Origin of the sequence: Pseudomonas sp. 2024-210, assembly GCF_045062345.1 — a bacterium.
GTDB lineage: Bacteria > Pseudomonadota > Gammaproteobacteria > Pseudomonadales > Pseudomonadaceae > Aquipseudomonas.
Genome location: NZ_JBJGEJ010000001.1, coordinates 278,161 through 296,138, shown reverse-complemented (window position 1 = coordinate 296,138; position 17,978 = coordinate 278,161). Strand labels below are relative to the sequence as shown.

General features: G+C 57.2%; 15 protein-coding genes. 10 read left to right on the top strand and 5 right to left on the bottom strand.

Annotated elements, in window-relative coordinates; translation table 11 throughout:
• Positions 1 to 37 precede the first annotated feature (37 nt).
• From ACI7MX_RS01375 to ACI7MX_RS01365, 3 genes are read right to left on the bottom strand one after another with little or no spacing between them, the layout of a single operon-like run.
• Entirely contained in the window at positions 38 to 406 is a 369-nt protein-coding gene (locus ACI7MX_RS01375) for a DNA polymerase III subunit chi (protein ID WP_314490096.1), read from the bottom strand.
• Positions 407 to 413: 7 nt separating this feature from the next.
• A complete protein-coding gene (locus ACI7MX_RS01370; RefSeq protein WP_240891778.1) occupies positions 414 to 854 on the bottom strand; it encodes a DNA polymerase III subunit chi in 441 nt (146 codons plus the stop codon).
• A 59-nt stretch (positions 855 to 913) separates the two neighbouring features.
• Positions 914 to 2,404, bottom strand: coding sequence for a leucyl aminopeptidase (locus ACI7MX_RS01365; protein ID WP_405586090.1), 1,491 nt, complete (start codon positions 2,402 to 2,404; stop codon positions 914 to 916).
• Positions 2,405 to 2,722: 318 nt separating this feature from the next.
• On the opposite strand from ACI7MX_RS01365, the gene lptF reads away from it, so the two are divergent.
• The 8 genes from lptF to pdxJ all read left to right on the top strand — a co-directional run bounded on the left by lptF (position 2,723) and on the right by pdxJ (position 11,192).
• On the top strand, positions 2,723 to 3,841 hold the full coding sequence (gene lptF, locus ACI7MX_RS01360) for an LPS export ABC transporter permease LptF (RefSeq protein ID WP_314490098.1): 1,119 nt from the start codon (positions 2,723 to 2,725) through the stop codon (positions 3,839 to 3,841).
• Complete coding sequence (lptG, locus tag ACI7MX_RS01355; protein WP_405586093.1) at positions 3,834 to 4,895, top strand: LPS export ABC transporter permease LptG; 1,062 nt, start codon at positions 3,834 to 3,836, stop codon at positions 4,893 to 4,895. The genes lptF and lptG overlap by 8 nt, the downstream gene beginning before the upstream one ends.
• 162 nt (positions 4,896 to 5,057) lie before the next feature.
• Positions 5,058 to 6,857, top strand: a complete 1,800-nt coding sequence (gene lepA / locus ACI7MX_RS01350; protein ID WP_122782499.1) for a translation elongation factor 4 — start codon at positions 5,058 to 5,060, stop codon at positions 6,855 to 6,857.
• 5 nt (positions 6,858 to 6,862) lie between these two features.
• On the top strand, positions 6,863 to 7,717 hold the full coding sequence (gene lepB / locus ACI7MX_RS01345) for a signal peptidase I (RefSeq protein ID WP_405586097.1): 855 nt from the start codon (positions 6,863 to 6,865) through the stop codon (positions 7,715 to 7,717).
• Positions 7,718 to 7,978: 261 nt separating this feature from the next.
• Positions 7,979 to 8,668 (top strand): ribonuclease III, encoded by a 690-nt coding sequence (rnc, locus tag ACI7MX_RS01340; protein WP_122782497.1) that lies wholly within the window; start codon positions 7,979 to 7,981, stop codon positions 8,666 to 8,668.
• Entirely contained in the window at positions 8,661 to 9,563 is a 903-nt protein-coding gene (gene era, locus ACI7MX_RS01335) for a GTPase Era (protein ID WP_122782496.1), read from the top strand. Before rnc ends, era begins: the two co-directional genes overlap by 8 nt.
• A gap of 145 nt (positions 9,564 to 9,708) precedes the next feature.
• Positions 9,709 to 10,398, top strand: a complete 690-nt coding sequence (gene recO / locus ACI7MX_RS01330; protein ID WP_314490089.1) for a DNA repair protein RecO — start codon at positions 9,709 to 9,711, stop codon at positions 10,396 to 10,398.
• Positions 10,399 to 10,448: 50 nt separating this feature from the next.
• Positions 10,449 to 11,192: a pyridoxine 5'-phosphate synthase gene (pdxJ, locus tag ACI7MX_RS01325; protein ID WP_314490087.1), complete on the top strand. Its 744-nt coding sequence runs from the start codon at positions 10,449 to 10,451 to the stop codon at positions 11,190 to 11,192.
• A gap of 174 nt (positions 11,193 to 11,366) precedes the next feature.
• Here pdxJ and mltF read toward each other — a convergent pair whose 3' ends face one another.
• On the bottom strand, positions 11,367 to 12,824 hold the full coding sequence (gene mltF / locus ACI7MX_RS01320; protein ID WP_314490085.1) for a membrane-bound lytic murein transglycosylase MltF: 1,458 nt from the start codon (positions 12,822 to 12,824) through the stop codon (positions 11,367 to 11,369).
• Positions 12,825 to 13,109: 285 nt separating this feature from the next.
• Between mltF and purL the strand changes: the two genes are divergently transcribed.
• Together purL and ACI7MX_RS01310 are read left to right on the top strand one after the other, a co-directional pair.
• Positions 13,110 to 17,006 (top strand): phosphoribosylformylglycinamidine synthase, encoded by a 3,897-nt coding sequence (gene purL / locus ACI7MX_RS01315; RefSeq protein ID WP_405586104.1) that lies wholly within the window; start codon positions 13,110 to 13,112, stop codon positions 17,004 to 17,006.
• 20 nt (positions 17,007 to 17,026) lie between these two features.
• Positions 17,027 to 17,338 carry a YqfO family protein gene (locus ACI7MX_RS01310; RefSeq protein WP_314490080.1) on the top strand — a complete coding sequence of 104 codons (312 nt, stop codon included), beginning with the start codon at positions 17,027 to 17,029 and terminating at the stop codon, positions 17,336 to 17,338.
• 71 nt (positions 17,339 to 17,409) lie between these two features.
• On the opposite strand, the gene ACI7MX_RS01305 is transcribed toward ACI7MX_RS01310, so the two are convergent.
• Positions 17,410 to 17,976 (bottom strand): L,D-transpeptidase family protein, encoded by a 567-nt coding sequence (locus ACI7MX_RS01305; RefSeq protein ID WP_314490079.1) that lies wholly within the window; start codon positions 17,974 to 17,976, stop codon positions 17,410 to 17,412.
• Positions 17,977 to 17,978 lie beyond the last annotated feature (2 nt).

Genomic DNA, 17,978 nt, shown 5'->3' with positions numbered 1-17,978 from the left:
GGGCATGCAGCCCCGCTTGTTGCTTGAGGCTTGCCGCTTATCGCTGCGCCAACAGGCGCTCCATGTGCGCTTCAAGGCGCCGCTTGATTTCGGTTTCGATATGCGGCGTGAAGTCGTTGATCACGTCCTGCATGATCGAGTGCGCCGCCGTTCGCAGTTCGTTGTCCAGATGCACGAGCAGGGCGTCCGGCTGTTTTTGCACCGTCGGCGCGGGCTCAATACCGACCAGCGGTATCTGGTTTTCGTCGTCGATGGCTTCGGACAGCAAGGGGATCTGGGCCCCTTCGGCGCCCACCATTTCGGTCAGTAGCGGCGGCTGCAGACCATCATCGCCCAGCAATTGGCGAATGGATTCAAGGTCGTCGAGCAGGTGCGCAGCTTTTTGTGAGGCGTTGGAGGTGTCCATCGTGTGCTCAGAGTCGTTGCAGCTTGTGGTCTTGCAGAGGATAGCCCTGTTCGCGGTAGAAGCGGAAACTCTCTCGTGCCGCCAGTCGCACGACAGGGTCTTCGACCACGACTTCGGCCACGCGGGCAAAGCGTTTAAAAAATTCAGGGACTTTAAGGTCCAGGTTGATCAGTAAATCCTGGTGGCTGGCCGGTGCTTCGCCCAGGCCCATGACAATCACGCCATCCGGTTCATCTTCGAAGTGGCTGTGGGGCACAAAGCTCTCGCCCTTGAAGCGCCATAAGCGCTCATCCAGATCCTGGCGTTGCGCGGCGTCGCTACAGTGCAGGTAGACCCGATGCCCGAGGCGCCAGGCTTTTTCAGTGAGCTTGCAGGCAAAATCCAGCCGCGCCGATGTGGCCGCGCTTGGAAGAATATAGAAGTCGATTTTGGTTGTTTCAGTGGTCATTGCGATTCCTGAACCGAGGCTGCGCGGTCATCAAGCCGCGCAGCCTTCGATTGTCAGCGTCAAGCGTTGGCGCGGTCCAGCAGGTACTGGGTCAGCAGAGGCACCGGGCGGCCGCTGGCGCCCTTGTCCTTGCCGCCGCTGACCCATGCGGTGCCAGCGATGTCCAGGTGAGCCCAGTGATAGGCCTTGGCGAAGCGCGACAGGAAGCAGCCAGCGGTGATTGCACCGGCTTTAGGGCCGCCAATGTTGGCCATGTCGGCAAACGGGCTGTCCAGCTGCTCCTGGTATTCGTCGAACAGCGGCAGTTGCCAGGCGCGGTCGTCGGCTTGTTTGCCGGCTTCGAGCAGTTGGCCGATCAGTTCGTCGTTGTTGCCCATCAGGCCGGACGTGTGAGCGCCCAGGGCAACCATGCAGGCGCCGGTCAAGGTGGCAATGTCGATAACGGCTTGTGGCTTGAAACGTTCGGCGTAGGTCAGGGCATCGCACAGCACCAGACGGCCTTCGGCGTCAGTATTGAGGATTTCGACGGTTTGACCGCTCATGGTCGTGACGATGTCACCTGGGCGCGCGGCACCGCCGCTTGGCATGTTTTCGGCACAGGCCAGAATGCACACCAGATTGATCGGCAGTTTCAGCTCAAGCACGGCGCGCAGCGTACCGAACACGCTGGCAGCGCCACCCATGTCGTACTTCATTTCGTCCATGCCGGCGCCCGGCTTGAGGCTGATGCCGCCGGTGTCAAAGGTGATGCCTTTGCCGACCAGAACGTATGGCTTTTCGGATTTTTTGCCGCCCGAGTAGTTCATGACAATCAAGCGAGGTGGCTGGTCGCTGCCCTGGCCCACGGCGTAGAACGCGCCCATGCCCAGATCCTTGATCTTTTTCTCGTCAAGGATTTCGACTTTCAGGCCTTTGTATTCCTTGCCCAGATCCTTGGCCTGTTCAGCCAGGAAAGTCGGGTGGCAGATGTTCGGCGGCAGGTTGCCCAGATCGCGGGTGAACGACATGCCGGCAGCAATCGCCTGAGCATGGGTGACGGCCAGTTGCACTTCAGCCTGTGCAGCCTTGATGGTCAGCAGGGTGATTTTTTTCAGCGCGCGCGGTTCGGCTTTCTGGCTTTTGAAGCGGTCGAAGGTGTATTCGCCATCAACCAGTGTTTCTGCCAGCAGGCGGGTTTTGCCATAGCTGTCGCGGTCCTTGACGACCAGTTCGTCCAGCGCCAGAACGGCATCGCTGCCGCCCAGACCTTTCAGTACGTTGAGGGCGCTGCTGATAATTTTGCGAAACGGGCGGTCACCCAGCTCGGCATCTTTACCGGTGCCCAGCAGCAGCACGCGTTCGGCTTTGAGGTTGGGCAGGCTGTGCAGCAGCAGAGTTTGACCGGTTTTGCCGGCAATGTCGCCACGCTTGAGTACAGCGCTGATGGCGCCGCCAGTGAGTTCGTCAATGGCCTTGGCCGTGTTGCCGAGTGTGCGGTCTTCACCGATGGCGACCACTAGAGTGGCCGTTTTCAACGTTTCTGGGCTAACGCTTTTTACAACCAGTTCCATGTCCGGGTCCCTGAATCAAATGGTCAACGTGCGCACAAACGAGGTGTTTGCTTGCTTATATAGATGAAGCGCTTCACCTGCCGTTCGGACAGGCGTCAAGGCGGGCAGTTTGAACCTCGTCGGCAGAGCCTGACAACCCTCGATTGCCGTGTCTGTCATGCTTTGAAGCGTTGGGTGAGCAAGCGCAGTGACAGGCGCACTCATTCACAGGATAATGCGCCATCTTTTTTAACGGCTAGGCTCTTCATCTGAGTCTGTGTCCACTCGTTATGCCGTTTGTTTGGCCGCCTTTGCCTGACGACCCCTGGAGTGTCTGGTTTGATCGTCTTCCGTTATCTATCCCGCGAAGTCATGGTTACCTTGAGTGCAGTCAGTGCTGTGCTGCTGGTCATCATCATGAGTGGTCGTTTCATTAAATACCTGGCACAGGCGGCTTCCGGCGCGCTTGATCCTGGCTCGTTGTTCCTGATCATGGGGTTCCGACTGCCGGGTTTCATGCAGCTGATTCTGCCGCTGGGTCTGTTTTTGGGTATTTTGCTGGCGTATGGCCGGTTGTACCTGGAAAGCGAGATGACCGTTTTGTCAGCCACCGGCATGAGCCAGCAGCGCTTGTTGGGCATGACCCTGGTGCCTGCGGCGTTTGTTGCGCTGGTGGTGGCATGGCTGAGCTTGAGTCTGGCCCCGCAAGGCGCCAATCAGTTTCAGTTGCTGCTTAACAAGCAAGATGCCCTGACCGAGTTCGACACGTTGGAACCGGGGCGCTTTCAGTCCTTGAGTGACGGCTCGCGGGTGACCTACACCGAAGAGCTGACCAACGACCGTACTAACCTGTCCGGCGTGTTCATCTCTCAGAAAAACCTCGGCCAGGATGCCAAAGACCGTGGAATTTCGGTGCTGGTGGCTGAAAAAGGCCGTCAGGAAGTGCGACCGGACGGCAGTCGCTGGCTGGTGCTGGACAACGGTTACCGGTATGACGGGCAGCCCGGTCTGGCCGACTATCGCGCCATTCAGTACGACACCTACGGTGTGTTGCTGCCCAAGCCTGACGTCAGTGACGAGGTCACGGATCGCGATGCAATCCCTACGCTCGACCTGATTGGCAACCCGCAGCCGCGAGCCATTGCCGAGTTGCAATGGCGTATTTCCTTGCCGTTGCTGGTGTTTGTCGTGACCTTGATTGCGGTGCCTCTGTCGCGGGTCAATCCACGTCAGGGTCGATTCCTCAAACTATTGCCGGCCATTCTGCTTTATATGGGTTACCTGACCATGCTGATTTCGGCCCGTGGTGCCCTTGAGAAAGGCAAGCTGTCACCGGTGCTGGGCTTGTGGTGGGTGCATATTCTGTTCCTGGCGATTGGTCTGGGGCTGTTGTATTGGGAACCGTTGCGCTTGAAGTTGGCGAGTCGTCGTAGCGTGAAGGAGATGGCCCGTGGTTAAGCTCGATCGCTACATTGGTAAAAGTGTGTTGTTGGCGATCCTGGCGGTACTGGGGATTATTTTGGGGCTGGCCACGCTGTTTGCGTTTATCGACGAAATGGGCAGCGTCAGTGACACCTATACCGTCATGGATGTACTGAGTTTTGTCTTGCTCACGGCACCGCGCCGCATGTACGACATGCTGCCGATGGCGGCCTTGATCGGCTGTCTGATCGGTCTGGGCAGCTTGGCGAGCAACAGTGAACTGACCATCATGCGGGCGGCCGGTGTCTCTATCGGTCGTATCGTGTGGGCGGTCATGAAACCGATGCTGGTGCTGATGGTGGCCGGTCTGCTGATCGGTGAATATGTCGCACCGGCCACTGAAACCATGGCTCAGGCCAATCGCGCACTGGCACAGGGTGGCGGTGATGCGCAAAGCTCCAAGCATGGCTTGTGGCACCGTCAGGGCGATGAGTTCATCCATATCAACGCCGTTCAGCCCAATGGTGTGTTGCTGGGCGTAACCCGCTACCGCTTTGATAAAGAGCGCCACATGCTGTCGTCCAGCTTCGCCAAAAAGGCGCAGTTCGATCAGGATCACTGGCAGCTGACCGACGTTGCTACCACGGTTTTCCATGATCGCAGCACCGAAGTCGTCAAGGTTCCCGCAGAGCGTTGGGACGTACTGCTGAGCCCGCAGTTGCTCAATACCGTGGTCATGGCGCCTGACGCCCTGTCCATCAGCGGCTTGTGGAGCTATATCCACTACCTCAAGGATCAAGGCCTGAACAACGGTCGTTACTGGCTGGCGTTCTGGGTCAAGGTGTTACAACCCTTGGTCACGGCTGCACTGGTGTTGATGGCAATCTCGTTCATTTTCGGCCCGCTACGCTCCGTGACATTGGGGCAACGGGTATTTACCGGGGTGTTGGTCGGCTTTGCCTTCAAGATCGCCCAGGACTTGCTTGGCCCTTCCAGCCTGGTGTTCGGCTTCTCGCCACTGTTTGCGGTGCTGCTACCGGCTGCTATCTGCGCGTTGGCGGGGCTCTGGCTGTTGCGTCGAGCGGGTTGATGCGCCGTTATTGAGTCACTCAAAAGCCTCTATCTCATGGTAGGGGCTTTTTTGTCGGTGTCCGTTGGCCTGTGAACGTGACGCTTGGCGCGATCATCAGGTACAATTCCCGGCTATTTTTCGGCGGGCAGTCTGCCTGCGACTTTTTTTGAGTGTTGACCCGTGAGTGATTTGAGTCATATCCGCAATTTCTCCATCATCGCCCACATTGACCATGGCAAGTCGACGCTGGCCGATCGTTTCATCCAGATGTGTGGCGGTTTGTCTGCCCGTGAAATGGAAGCCCAGGTGCTGGATTCCATGGACCTCGAGCGTGAGCGCGGGATCACCATCAAAGCGCACAGCGTTACCTTGTATTACACGGCCAAAGACGGCATTACCTACCAGCTGAACTTCATTGATACCCCAGGCCACGTCGACTTCACGTATGAAGTCAGCCGTTCTCTGGCGGCGTGTGAGGGTGCGTTGCTGGTGGTGGATGCGGGGCAGGGCGTTGAAGCTCAGTCCGTAGCCAACTGCTACACCGCTATCGAGCAGGGCCTTGAGGTCATGCCGGTACTGAACAAGATCGACCTGCCGCAGGCCGATCCTGATCGTGTAAAAGACGAAATCGAAAAAATCATTGGCATCGATGCCACTGATGCCGTGACGTGCAGTGCCAAAACGGGCCTTGGCGTCGACGAAGTGCTCGAGCGTCTGGTACACACCATTCCAGCCCCGACCGGTAATTACGAAGATCCGCTGCAAGCGTTGATCATCGACTCCTGGTTCGATAACTACCTGGGCGTTGTGTCTCTGGTTCGCGTGCGCCACGGCCGCGTGAAAAAGGGCGACAAGATTCTGGTCAAGTCCACCGGCAAGATGCACCTGGTGGACAGCGTGGGTGTATTCAATCCCAAGCACACGGCGACCGTTGACCTCAAAGCCGGTGAAGTGGGCTTTATCATCGCGGGCATCAAGGACATTCACGGCGCGCCAGTGGGCGACACCCTGACCTTGAGCAGCACCCCTGATGTTGACGTTCTGCCAGGCTTTAAGCGCATTCAGCCGCAGGTGTATGCCGGTCTGTTCCCTGTCAGCTCCGACGACTTCGAAGACTTCCGTGAAGCGCTGCAAAAGCTCACGCTGAACGATTCGTCGCTGCAGTACACCCCGGAAAGCTCCGACGCACTGGGCTTCGGCTTCCGTTGCGGGTTCCTGGGCATGCTGCACATGGAGATCATCCAGGAGCGCCTTGAGCGCGAGTACGACCTGGACCTGATCACCACCGCGCCGACCGTTATTTTTGAGCTGCTGCTCAAATCCGGCGAAACGATTTACGTGGATAACCCGTCCAAGCTTCCGGATGTGTCGTCCATCGAAGATATTCGCGAGCCGATCGTGCGCGCCAATATTCTTGTGCCTCAAGAGCACCTGGGTAACGTCATTACTCTGTGCATCGAGAAGCGTGGCGTTCAGCACGACATGCTGTTCCTCGGCTCACAGGTGCAAGTGACTTACGATTTGCCGATGAACGAAGTGGTTCTGGACTTCTTTGACCGTCTCAAATCCACCAGTCGCGGCTATGCTTCGCTGGATTACCACTTCGACCGTTATCAATCGGCGAATCTGGTTAAGCTCGATGTATTGATCAACGGCGAGAAAGTTGACGCCCTTGCACTGATCGTTCACCGCGACAACGCTCACTACAAAGGGCGCGCGCTGACCGAGAAAATGAAAGAGCTGATTCCGCGTCAGATGTTCGATGTAGCAATTCAGGCTGCAATTGGTGGCCAAATCATTGCGCGCTCGTCGGTTAAAGCGCTCAGAAAAAACGTACTGGCCAAATGCTACGGTGGTGACGTTAGCCGTAAGCGCAAGCTGTTGGAAAAGCAGAAAGCCGGTAAAAAACGCATGAAGCAAGTGGGTAACGTGGAGATTCCACAAGAAGCCTTCCTTGCAGTGCTCAGGTTGGATAGCTAGGTCCTATGTCACTAAATTTCCCGCTGTTGCTGGTCATTGCTGTTGCCGTCTGCGGTTTGCTGGCGCTGCTCGATCTGGTCTTTCTGGCACCTCGCCGGCGCAAGGCCATCGCCCAGTATCAAGCCAGCGTCAAGCCGGCTGATGCTCAGGTTATCGAGAAGCTCAACAAGGAACCGCTGCTGGTTGAATACGGCAAGTCGTTCTTCCCGGTGTTGTTCATCGTGCTGGTGCTGCGTTCGTTTCTGGTTGAGCCGTTCCAGATTCCGTCCGGCTCGATGAAACCGACCCTGGATGTGGGCGACTTCATCTTGGTGAACAAGTTTTCTTACGGTATCCGCTTGCCGGTCATCGACAAGAAAATCATCGAAGTGGGTGATCCGCAACGCGGCGATGTGATGGTGTTTCGCTACCCAAGTGACCCGACCGTTAACTACATCAAGCGTGTAGTCGGTCTGCCGGGCGACAAGATTCGTTACACCAGTGACAAAAAGCTGTACATCAATGACCAACTGGTTGCCGAGCAACTGGTGGGTAATGAGCCTGGAACATTGGGCAGTGCAGCGTTGTACAAAGAGAAGCTGGGCGAAGTTGAGCACATGATCCGCAAGGAAATGAGCCGCTATCGTGCGCCACCTGGCAAGGAGTGGACGGTTCCGGCCGGGCACTACTTCATGATGGGTGACAACCGCGACAATTCGAACGACAGCCGTTACTGGGACGACCCCAACATTCCCAAGAGCGAGTTGGGCATGGTTCCTGACGAAAATATCGTCGGCAAGGCCTTCGCTGTTTGGATGAGCTGGCCAGAACCTAAAATGAGCAACCTGCCGAGCTTGTCGCGGGTTGGTCTGATCAAGTAGCCAAGACGGCGCTGTTAATAACAGCGCCGACTGCTTTTCAGGCGAACGAACAGGTTCGCAGATCAGTCGGCTCTCAAGATCGCTTTGCCGCTTCAGGCGAGCGATCAACTGTATTCAGGATGTGGATTTGAACAAAGCGTTAAGTGTGACGGCGGCGAACTGCCGGTTCCCGGTCCATTTGCTATGCGATAAGAGAGCATCACTGATCCCTTATATCGGTCCGGTGGTGACATTCGGCCACGAACTCAGCGTGGGTAAATCGTGAGTTTTCCATTAAGTCGTTTAGAGCGTCAGCTCGGTTACACCTTCAAAGACCAGGAACTGATGGTTCTGGCCCTGACACACCGCAGTTTTGCGGGGCGCAATAACGAGCGTCTCGAATTCCTGGGTGATGCCATCCTCAATTTTGTTGCCGGCGAAGCGTTGTTTGACCGCTTCCCGTTGGCTCGCGAAGGCCAGCTGTCGCGTCTGCGTGCCCGTCTGGTTAAAGGCGAAACCCTGGCTGTTTTGGCCCGTGGTTTCGAGTTGGGCGAGTATCTGCGCCTGGGTTCGGGCGAGCTCAAGAGCGGTGGTTTTCGTCGTGAATCGATTTTGGCCGACGCCCTTGAAGCGTTGATCGGCGCCATTTATCTGGACGCCGGCATGGAAGCTGCCCGTGATCGGGTATTGGCGTGGCTGGCCAGCGAATTCGAGACCTTGACACTGGTCGACACCAACAAAGATCCAAAGACCCGCCTGCAAGAATTCTTGCAGTCGCGTGCCTGTGAGCTGCCACGTTACGAAGTGGTAGATATCCAGGGCGAACCGCATTGCCGCATCTTCTTCGTTGAATGCGAAATTGCCCTATTGAATGAAAAAAGCCGAGGTCAGGGTGTGAGTCGTCGTATTGCCGAACAGGTAGCGGCCGCCGCAGCATTGATTGCCCTTGGCGTGGAGAATGGCCATGAATGATACAACTGCAACACGCTGTGGCTATGTCGCCATTGTTGGTCGACCAAACGTGGGTAAATCCACACTGCTGAACCACATCCTCGGTCAAAAGCTGGCGATTACTTCGCGCAAGCCTCAGACCACCCGTCACAACATGCTGGGCATCAAGACCGAAGGCAACGTGCAAGCGGTGTATGTAGATACCCCTGGTATGCACAAAGGCGGCGAAAAGGCCCTGAACCGCTACATGAACAAAACCGCGTCGGCCGCGTTGAAAGACGTGGACGTGGTGATCTTCGTTGTTGACCGCACCAAGTGGACCGACGAAGACCAGATGGTGCTGGAGCGCGTTCAATACGTGACCGGGCCGTTGATCGTTGCGCTGAACAAGACCGACCGTATTGAAGACAAGGCCGAGCTGATGCCGCACCTGAGCTGGCTTCAGGAGCAACTGCCGAACGCCCAGATCATCCCGATTTCTGCTCAACACGGTCACAACCTTGACGCGCTTGAGCGCGTGATCGCTGAACACTTGCCGGAAAACGAGCACTTTTTCCCGGAAGATCAGATCACTGACCGCAGCAGCCGCTTTCTGGCCGCTGAGCTGGTACGTGAAAAGATCATGCGCCAAATGGGTGCCGAACTGCCGTACCAGATCACGGTCGAGATCGAAGAATTCAAGCAGCAAGGTAAAACCTTGCATATTCACGCATTGATTCTGGTTGAGCGTGATGGTCAGAAGAAAATCATCATTGGCGACAAGGGCGAGCGTATCAAACGTATCGGTACCGAAGCGCGCAAGGATATGGAGCTGCTGTTCGACTCCAAGATCATGCTTAACCTGTGGGTGAAAGTGAAAGGCGGCTGGTCCGACGATGAGCGCGCCCTGCGTTCACTGGGTTACGGCGACCTGTAATCCGTTGCCCTCACCCCAACCCTCTCCCGGAGGGAGAGGGGGGCTGAATGTCGGTGTTTTCGAACCCGCATGCGGTCAGTTCCCTCTCCCTCCGGGAGAGGGCTAGGGTGAGGGAAGCTTTAGTGTCCAGAGATACCTGCCACCCATGTCCAGCAACCCACCTGCCGCACAACTCGCCTACGTCCTGCACAGTCGCCCTTACCGCGAAACCAGCGCCTTGGTGGACTTCATCACGCCACAAGGTCGGTTGCGTGCGGTCTTGCGCAGTGCGCGAGGTAAAGCAGGCACATTGGCCCGGCCCTTTGTCCCGCTCGAAATTGAATTTCGCGGCCGTGGTGAGCTTAAAAACGTGGGCCGCATGGAAAGCGCCGGCCTCTCAACCTGGCTCAATGGCGAGGCGCTGTTCAGCGGCTTGTACCTTAACGAGCTACTGATTCGCCTGTTACCCGCCGAAGATCCCCACCCCGGTTTATTCAATCACTACGCCGCTACATTGTTGGCATTGGCCGAAGGGCGGGCGCTGGAACCCTTGTTGCGTGCTTTTGAATGGCGTCTGCTGGACGACATCGGTTACGGCTTCTCTCTGACTCAGGACATTCATGGCGAACCGGTGGCCATTGACGGCATGTACCGCTTGCAAGTGGATGCCGGGCTTGAGCGTATTTACCTGATTCAGCCAGGGCTCTTCCACGGTGCCGAATTGCATGCGATGGCTCAGACCGACTGGGCCGTCCCGGGCGCGTTGTCGGCGGCCAAGCGCTTGATGCGTCAGGCTTTGGCAGTCCATCTGGCAGGTAAGCCATTGGCCAGTCGTGAGTTGTTTCGCAAGCCCTGAATAGATCGGTATGCTGTGCGCCGAATCTTCAGCTCTTCAGGAGAGCCTCCGTGACCACAAGCAATCGCATTCTTCTCGGCGTCAATATCGATCACGTTGCCACACTGCGTCAGGCACGCGGTACGCGTTACCCTGACCCGGTCAAGGCCGCGCTGGATGCCGAAGAGGCGGGCGCTGATGGCATCACTGTGCATCTGCGTGAAGATCGTCGTCATATCCAGGAGCGCGACGTGTTGCTGCTCAAGGATGTGCTGCAAACCCGCATGAACTTCGAAATGGGCGTGACTGAAGAAATGATGGCGTTCGCCGAGCATATTCGCCCGGCGCACATCTGCCTTGTGCCTGAAACCCGTCAGGAACTCACCACCGAAGGCGGTCTGGATGTGGCGGGTCAAGAGGCGCGCATCAAGGCGGCCGTCGAGCGTTTAGCGAAAATAGGCTGTGAAGTGTCGCTGTTCATTGATGCTGACGAGCGCCAGATCGAAGCATCCAAGCGCGTAGGTGCTCCGGCGATTGAGCTGCACACCGGACGTTATGCCGATGCGCAAACACCGACTGAAGTCGCTGAAGAGTTGCAGCGCGTGGCAGAGGGCGTGGCGTTTGGTCTGGCTCAAGGGTTGATTGTGAATGCCGGTCATGGCCTGCATTACCACAACGTAGAAGCGGTCGCGGCCATCAAAGGCATCAACGAGTTGAATATCGGCCATGCCTTGGTGGCGCACGCTTTGTTCGTGGGCTTCAAATCGGCAGTGGCCGAAATGAAAGCGCTTATCGTGGCGGCTGCGAAGGTTTAAACCAGGCTTTGAAAATCGCCCAACTCCGGTAGCAGCTGCCGAAGGCTGCGTCCGTGGGCGTAGCCCACGTAAAATCTGCGAGTGCGATCTTTCAGGCTTTCCCAAAACTCTGATTTACGATCGCTACGCAATCGGACGCAGCCTGCGGCAGCTGCTACGGGATTTGTGTTGAATCTACAACGCAGGTTCTTCTTTAGGCTTGGTCTTGTCGATGCCGGGGATGTGCAGCTTGCCGTCGGTGACTTCATCGCCTTCAAGCTGCGGCTGTGTGGCCCACGTCAGAATGTCGTAGTAACGACGGATGTTGGCCACAAAGTGTACCGGCTCACCCCCACGGGCGTAGCCATAGCGGGTTTTGCTGTACCACTGCTTCTGCGCAAGGCGAGGCAGCATTTTTTTCACATCCAGCCACTTGTTCGGGTTCAGGCCTTCTTTTTTGGCCAGCTTGCGCGCGTCGTCAAGATGGCCGCCGCCCACGTTATAAGCCGCCAGGGCAAACCAGGTGCGATCCGGCTCTTTGATGTCATCGTCGAGCTCGCTTTTGATCTGAGCGATGTATTTGGCCCCGCCCATAATGCTTTGTTTGGCATCCAGCCGGTTAGAAACGCCCATGGCTTGCGCGGTGTTCTGGGTGAGCATCATCAGGCCGCGAACGCCCGTTTTAGAGGTAACAGCAGGTTGCCATAACGACTCTTGATACCCCATGGCGGCCAACAATCGCCAGTCAATCTGTTCCTTTTTGGCCGCTTCCTTGAAGAATTTTTCGTATTTGGGCAGACGTTCTTGCAGGTGCTGGGCGAAGGTGTACGCGCCCACGTAGCCCAGCACGTCTACGTGCCCGTAGTAACGATCCTTCAAGCGTTGCAGGGTGCCGTTTTTCTGGACTTTGTCGAGGTAGCTGTTGATCTCGTTCAACAGGCTGTTGTCTTCGCCGGCCATCACCGCCCAGCGCTGGCTGCGGGCGTCACCCAGGTCAAAAGCCACGCGCACATTGGGGAAGTACACCTGATTCATCGCCACTTCATTGGAGTCGACCAGTGTGAGGTCTATCTGGCCTTCATCGACCATGCGCAGCAAGTCGACGACTTCAACGGCGTCAGACTCTTCATAGTCGATACCCGGATACTGCTTCTTGAGCTCGGCGAGCTGCTCTGCGTGGGAGCTGCCTTTGAGAACGGTGATGCGTTTGCCCACAAGGTCTGCCGCAGAGGTGGGGCGCGATTGGCCGTTGCGATAGATAATTTGCGGGGTGACTTCGAGGTAAGGATGGGAGAACTTCGCTTGTTGCAGGCGTTTCTCGCTGCTGACCAGTCCGGCAGCAGCCAGAGCCGGGCCGTCAGGTTGGCCCAGCTTGGTGAACATGTCGTCCAGGTTGTCAGCTGTTTCGATCTTGAGTTCGACACCCAGATCATCGGCAAAGCGCTTTACCAGCTCATATTCAAAGCCGGTTTCGCCGTTGCGATCTTCAAAGTAAGTGGCTGGACTGTTACGGGTGATGACCCGCAGTACCCCGTCCTCCTTTATGCGCTCCAGGGTGCTGGGTTTTTCAACGCAGGCACCGAGCATCAGGAAGAGTCCGGTTGCGATTAGCCATTTGGCGAAGCGCGGGCGGATTACGGTTAGAGAAAACATTCGCGCAGTATACGCAAAGCAGCGCGGGTGCCATATCTCGACAATGTGTGGTCATTCTGATAACAGCCGGGAAAACAGCCTAAACCCCCGTGGAATGGGGGGTTAGGCACGGTTTAAAGAGCTGATTGCTCCATGTCAGATGACTCTGATAGCCATAAAGAATAAGGCCTCTGTCGGTTAGTGACGTCAGGTGCGTGTCAGCTGTTCCGTTTCGGGTGCCGTCAGCGGCGGTTTACGATAGAATGCCGGGCCTCAAAGCATACCCCTCCCGAGGCTGTCCCGAAGATGTTGATCCTGCGCGGCGCTCCTGCCCTTTCTGCCTTTCGCCACAGCAAACTGCTTGCACAACTGAACCTCAAGGTTCCAGCTGTCACTGGTTTGTATGCTGAATTCGCCCACTTTGCCGATGCCACCGGCGAACTGACCAGCGATGAACAACAGGTCCTGGCTCGTCTTTTGAAATACGGCCCTAGCGTGCCGGTTCAAGAGCCAAACGGACGACTGTTTCTGGTGTTACCGCGGTTTGGCACTATTTCCCCTTGGTCGAGTAAGGCCAGCGACATTGCCCGTAACTGTGGCCTGGATAAAATCCAGCGCCTGGAACGTGGTATTGCTTTCTATGTGGCGGGTCAATTCAGCGATGCTGAGGCCGAGCTGATTGCAGGCGCACTGCATGACCGCATGACGCAAATCGTGTTGGGCAACCTAGAGCAGGCTAGCGGTCTGTTCAGCCATGCCGAACCGAAGCCGCTGACCGCGATTGATGTGTTGGGTGGCGGGCGCGCAGCGCTGGAAAAAGCCAACGTCGAGCTGGGCCTGGCTTTGGCAGAAGACGAAATCGATTATCTGGTCAATGCCTTCAACGGTTTGGGTCGTAACCCTCACGACATCGAACTGATGATGTTTGCTCAGGCCAACTCCGAGCATTGCCGCCACAAGATCTTCAACGCCAGCTGGGACATCGACGGTCAAAGCCAGGAAAAAAGCCTGTTTGGCATGATCAAGAACACCTACGTGATGCACAGCGAAGGCGTTCTGTCAGCTTATAAAGACAACGCCTCGGTGATTGTCGGCAGCGTAGCGGGGCGTTTCTTCCCCAACCCTGAAACCCGCCAGTACGGTGCGGTACAGGAACCTGTGCACATCCTGATGAAAGTCGAGACGCACAACCACCCGACCGCCATTGCCCCGTTTCCGGGTGCTGCGACAGGTTCGGGTGGCGAGATTCGTGATGAGGGCGCAACCGGTCGTGGTGCCAAGCCAAAAGCAGGTCTGACCGGCTTTACCGTGTCCAATCTGCAAATTCCGGGCTTCGAACAGCCGTGGGAAGTGCCTTACGGCAAGCCTGAGCGCATCGTGACCGCGCTGGACATCATGATTGAAGGCCCCCTGGGCGGCGCCGCCTTCAACAACGAATTCGGTCGTCCGGCGCTGACCGGCTACTTCCGTACGTTTGAGCAGTCCATCACCACGCCGCACGGTGATGAAGTGCGTGGTTACCACAAACCGATCATGTTGGCGGGCGGCATGGGCAACATCCGCGCCGAACACGTACAGAAAGCCGAAATCACTGTGGGCTCCAAGCTCATCGTGCTGGGCGGCCCGGCCATGCTGATCGGTCTGGGCGGTGGTGCCGCTTCTTCGATGGCCACCGGCGCAAGCTCGGCTGACTTGGACTTCGCTTCGGTACAGCGTGAAAACCCGGAAATGGAGCGCCGCTGTCAGGAAGTCATCGACCGCTGCTGGCAGCTGGGCGACAAAAACCCGATCAGCTTTATCCACGACGTGGGCGCGGGTGGCCTGTCCAATGCTTTCCCGGAGCTGGTCAATGACGGCGACCGCGGTGGCCGCTTCGAACTGCGCAACATTCCAAACGACGAGCCGGGCATGGCCCCGCACGAAATCTGGAGTAACGAATCCCAGGAACGTTACGTGCTGGCCGTGGGCGTTGAAGATTTCGCCCGCTTCCAGGCCATCTGCGAGCGCGAGCGCTGCCCGTATGCGGTAGTCGGTGAAGCCACTGCTGAGCCGCAACTGACCGTGACCGACAGCCATTTCGGTAACAACCCGGTCGACATGCCGCTGGAAGTCTTGCTGGGCAAGGCGCCACGCATGCACCGTTCGGCCGTTCGCGAGCAAGAGCTGGGTGATGATTTCGACCCGGCTGAGCTGAACATCGCTGAATGTGTCGAGCGCGTTCTGCATCACCCGGCGGTGGCCAGCAAAAGCTTCCTGATCACTATTGGCGACCGCACCATCACAGGTCTCGTGGCGCGCGATCAAATGGTTGGCCCATGGCAGGTGCCGGTGGCTGACGTTGCCGTGACGGCGACCAGCTTTGACGTGTACACCGGTGAAGCCATGGCGATGGGCGAGCGTACGCCGCTTGCGCTGCTGGATGCTCCGGCATCGGGCCGTATGGCCATCGGCGAAACCCTGACCAACATCGCTGCTTCGCGCATTGGCAAAATTTCTGACATCAAAATGTCTGCCAACTGGATGTCCGCTGCCGGCCACCCGGGTGAAGACTCGCGTTTGTTCGACACGGTCAAAGCCGTTGGCATGGAACTGTGCCCGGAACTGGGCATCACGATTCCAGTGGGCAAAGACTCAATGTCGATGCAGACCCGCTGGAACGAAGACGGCACTGAAAAGAGCGTCACCTCGCCGATGTCGCTGATCGTCACCGGCTTCTCGCCTGTGCTCGATATCCGCCAGACATTGACCCCGGAACTGCGTATGGATAAAGGTCAAACCGACCTGATCCTGATCGACCTGGGCCGTGGCCAAAACCGCATGGGCGCCTCGATTCTGGCCCAGACGTACGGCAAGTTGGGCAAGGTGGCTCCGGACGTTGACGACGCAGAAGACCTCAAGGCCTTCTTCGCCGTGATTCAGGGTTTGAATGCTGACGGTCATCTGCTGGCTTATCACGACCGTTCCGACGGTGGTTTGCTGACCAGCGTGATGGAAATGGCGTTTGCCGGTCACTGCGGTCTGAACCTGAACCTGGATTGCCTGACTGAGAACATCAGTGAAATCCCGGCGATCCTGTTCAACGAAGAACTCGGTGCCGTGATTCAAGTGCGTCATGACGAAACCCCGGACGTGTTGACCCAGTTCAGCGTTGCCGGTTTGGGTGAGTGCGTGGCCGTGATTGGCCAGCCGTTGAACAACAGCGAAATCAACATCAGCTTGAACGGCGAGACCGTCTTTGAAGGTCAACGCGGTGCCTTGCAGCGTCAGTGGGCCGAGACCAGCTACCAGATCCAGCGCCTGCGTGATAACGCCGAATGTGCAGATCAAGAGTTCGACGTGCTGCTGGAAGAAGACAATCCGGGTCTGACCGTCAAGCTGGGCTTTGACGTCAATGACAACATCAGCGCGCCGTACATCAAGAAAGGCATTCGCCCTCAGGTGGCTGTGCTGCGTGAGCAAGGTGTGAACGGGCAAGTTGAAATGGCTGCGGCATTCGACCGTGCCGGTTTCAATGCCATCGACGTGCACATGAGTGACATTCTCGCGGGCCGTGTTGACCTGAACGAGTTCAAGGGTCTGGTCGCCTGTGGCGGCTTCTCCTACGGCGACGTACTGGGTGCCGGTGAAGGCTGGGCCAAGTCGGCCTTGTTCAACACCCGGGCACGCGATGCGTTCCAGGGCTTCTTTGAACGCTCCGACAGTTTCTCCCTGGGTGTGTGCAACGGTTGCCAGATGATGTCCAACCTGAGCGAGTTGATCCCGGGTAGCGAGCTGTGGCCACACTTTGTGCGTAACCGCTCCGAGCAGTTCGAAGCCCGCGTAGCGATGGTTCAAGTGCAAGAATCGAACTCGATCTTCCTGCAAGGCATGGCCGGTTCGCGCATGCCAATCGCCATTGCTCACGGTGAAGGTCATGCCGAGTTCGCCAGCGAAGAGGCCATGCTGCAAGCGGATCTGTCCGGTTCAGTGGCACTGCGCTTCGTCGATAACCACGGCAAAGTGACTGAAAACTATCCGGCTAACCCGAATGGTTCGCCGCGCGGTATTACCGGACTTACCAGCCGTGACGGCCGTGTGACCATCATGATGCCGCACCCGGAGCGTGTGTTCCGCGCCGTGCAGAACTCGTGGCGCCCGGAAGACTGGAACGAAGATGCACCGTGGATGCGCATGTTCCGTAATGCGCGCGCTTGGGTGAACTAAAAGCTGGGTGGATTAATAGAATGTACAAGCTCAGTTTTTTTGTTCCGCCCAGCCATGTGGATGGGGTCAAAGACGCCGTATTCGCTGCCGGTGGTGGTCGAATCGGCAACTACGACCACTGCGCCTGGCAAACCATGGGTCAGGGCCAGTTTCGTGCGTTGGACGGCAGTCAGCCGTTTATCGGGCAAACCGGTCAGGTCGAATATGTCGGGGAATGGAAAGTTGAGCTGGTCGTTGCCGATGATCTGATTCAGGCGGTGGTGGCTGCGCTCAAGCTCAGCCACCCGTATGAAACGCCTGCGTATGAGGTGTCGCAGCTGGCTGATTTCTAGTCGCTTGCCCATTAAAAAACCCGCTGAACCGGTAACGGTCAGCGGGTTTTTTATTGTTGTGTCCAGAGGCGTTAAGGGCGTATCTCAACCATTGTGCCGTCTTTGACCAGATTCCAGACTTCGCGCATTTCATGGTTTTTCATGGCAATACAGCCATCGGTCCAATCCAGCGTATGAAACAGTGACTCGGGATTTTCTTCGGTGTCGGGCGTGCCGTGGATCATGATCATGCCACCAGGATCCACGCCTTCTCGTCGCGCGGTCGCGGCGTCACTGACATTGGGGTAGTCAATGTGCATTGCCAGGTTGAACTTGTCGCTTTTTTTGCGCCAGTCGACCCAGTAGATGCCTTCGGGCGTGCGCTTGTCGCCCTCGCGCAGCTTGTGGCCCTTGGGTTGTTTACCCAACGAAATGCGGTAAGTCTTGATGGCTCGACCGTTCTGGATCAGCTGCAATTGACGCGCTGATTTGAGCACCAGGATTTTTTCGACGCTGGTGCTGATCGTTTCGGGCAGCGGCGCGAGCTTCGGTTTAAGCACTTCATATTTATTGACGGGTTTGCCGTTAACGGTGACGACAACAGCCGCTTGGCAGATAACGGCAAATGACAAGCAAAGGGCAGCAAGCAACCAGCGCATTG

What these genes read in the sequence shown, in the direction of transcription:
- ACI7MX_RS01375 (WP_314490096.1), bottom strand. Translation starts at nt 406, where the DNA reads ATGGACACCTCCAACGCCTCACAAAAAGCTGCGCACCTGCTCGACGAC.
- ACI7MX_RS01370 (WP_240891778.1), bottom strand. Translation starts at nt 854, where the DNA reads ATGACCACTGAAACAACCAAAATCGACTTCTATATTCTTCCAAGCGCG.
- ACI7MX_RS01365 (WP_405586090.1), bottom strand. Translation starts at nt 2,404, where the DNA reads ATGGAACTGGTTGTAAAAAGCGTTAGCCCAGAAACGTTGAAAACGGCC.
- lepB (WP_405586097.1), top strand. Translation starts at nt 6,863, where the DNA reads ATGTCACTAAATTTCCCGCTGTTGCTGGTCATTGCTGTTGCCGTCTGC.
- era (WP_122782496.1), top strand. Translation starts at nt 8,661, where the DNA reads ATGAATGATACAACTGCAACACGCTGTGGCTATGTCGCCATTGTTGGT.
- recO (WP_314490089.1), top strand. Translation starts at nt 9,709, where the DNA reads ATGTCCAGCAACCCACCTGCCGCACAACTCGCCTACGTCCTGCACAGT.
- mltF (WP_314490085.1), bottom strand. Translation starts at nt 12,824, where the DNA reads ATGTTTTCTCTAACCGTAATCCGCCCGCGCTTCGCCAAATGGCTAATC.
- purL (WP_405586104.1), top strand. Translation starts at nt 13,110, where the DNA reads ATGTTGATCCTGCGCGGCGCTCCTGCCCTTTCTGCCTTTCGCCACAGC.
- ACI7MX_RS01310 (WP_314490080.1), top strand. Translation starts at nt 17,027, where the DNA reads ATGTACAAGCTCAGTTTTTTTGTTCCGCCCAGCCATGTGGATGGGGTC.
- ACI7MX_RS01305 (WP_314490079.1), bottom strand. Translation starts at nt 17,976, where the DNA reads ATGCGCTGGTTGCTTGCTGCCCTTTGCTTGTCATTTGCCGTTATCTGC.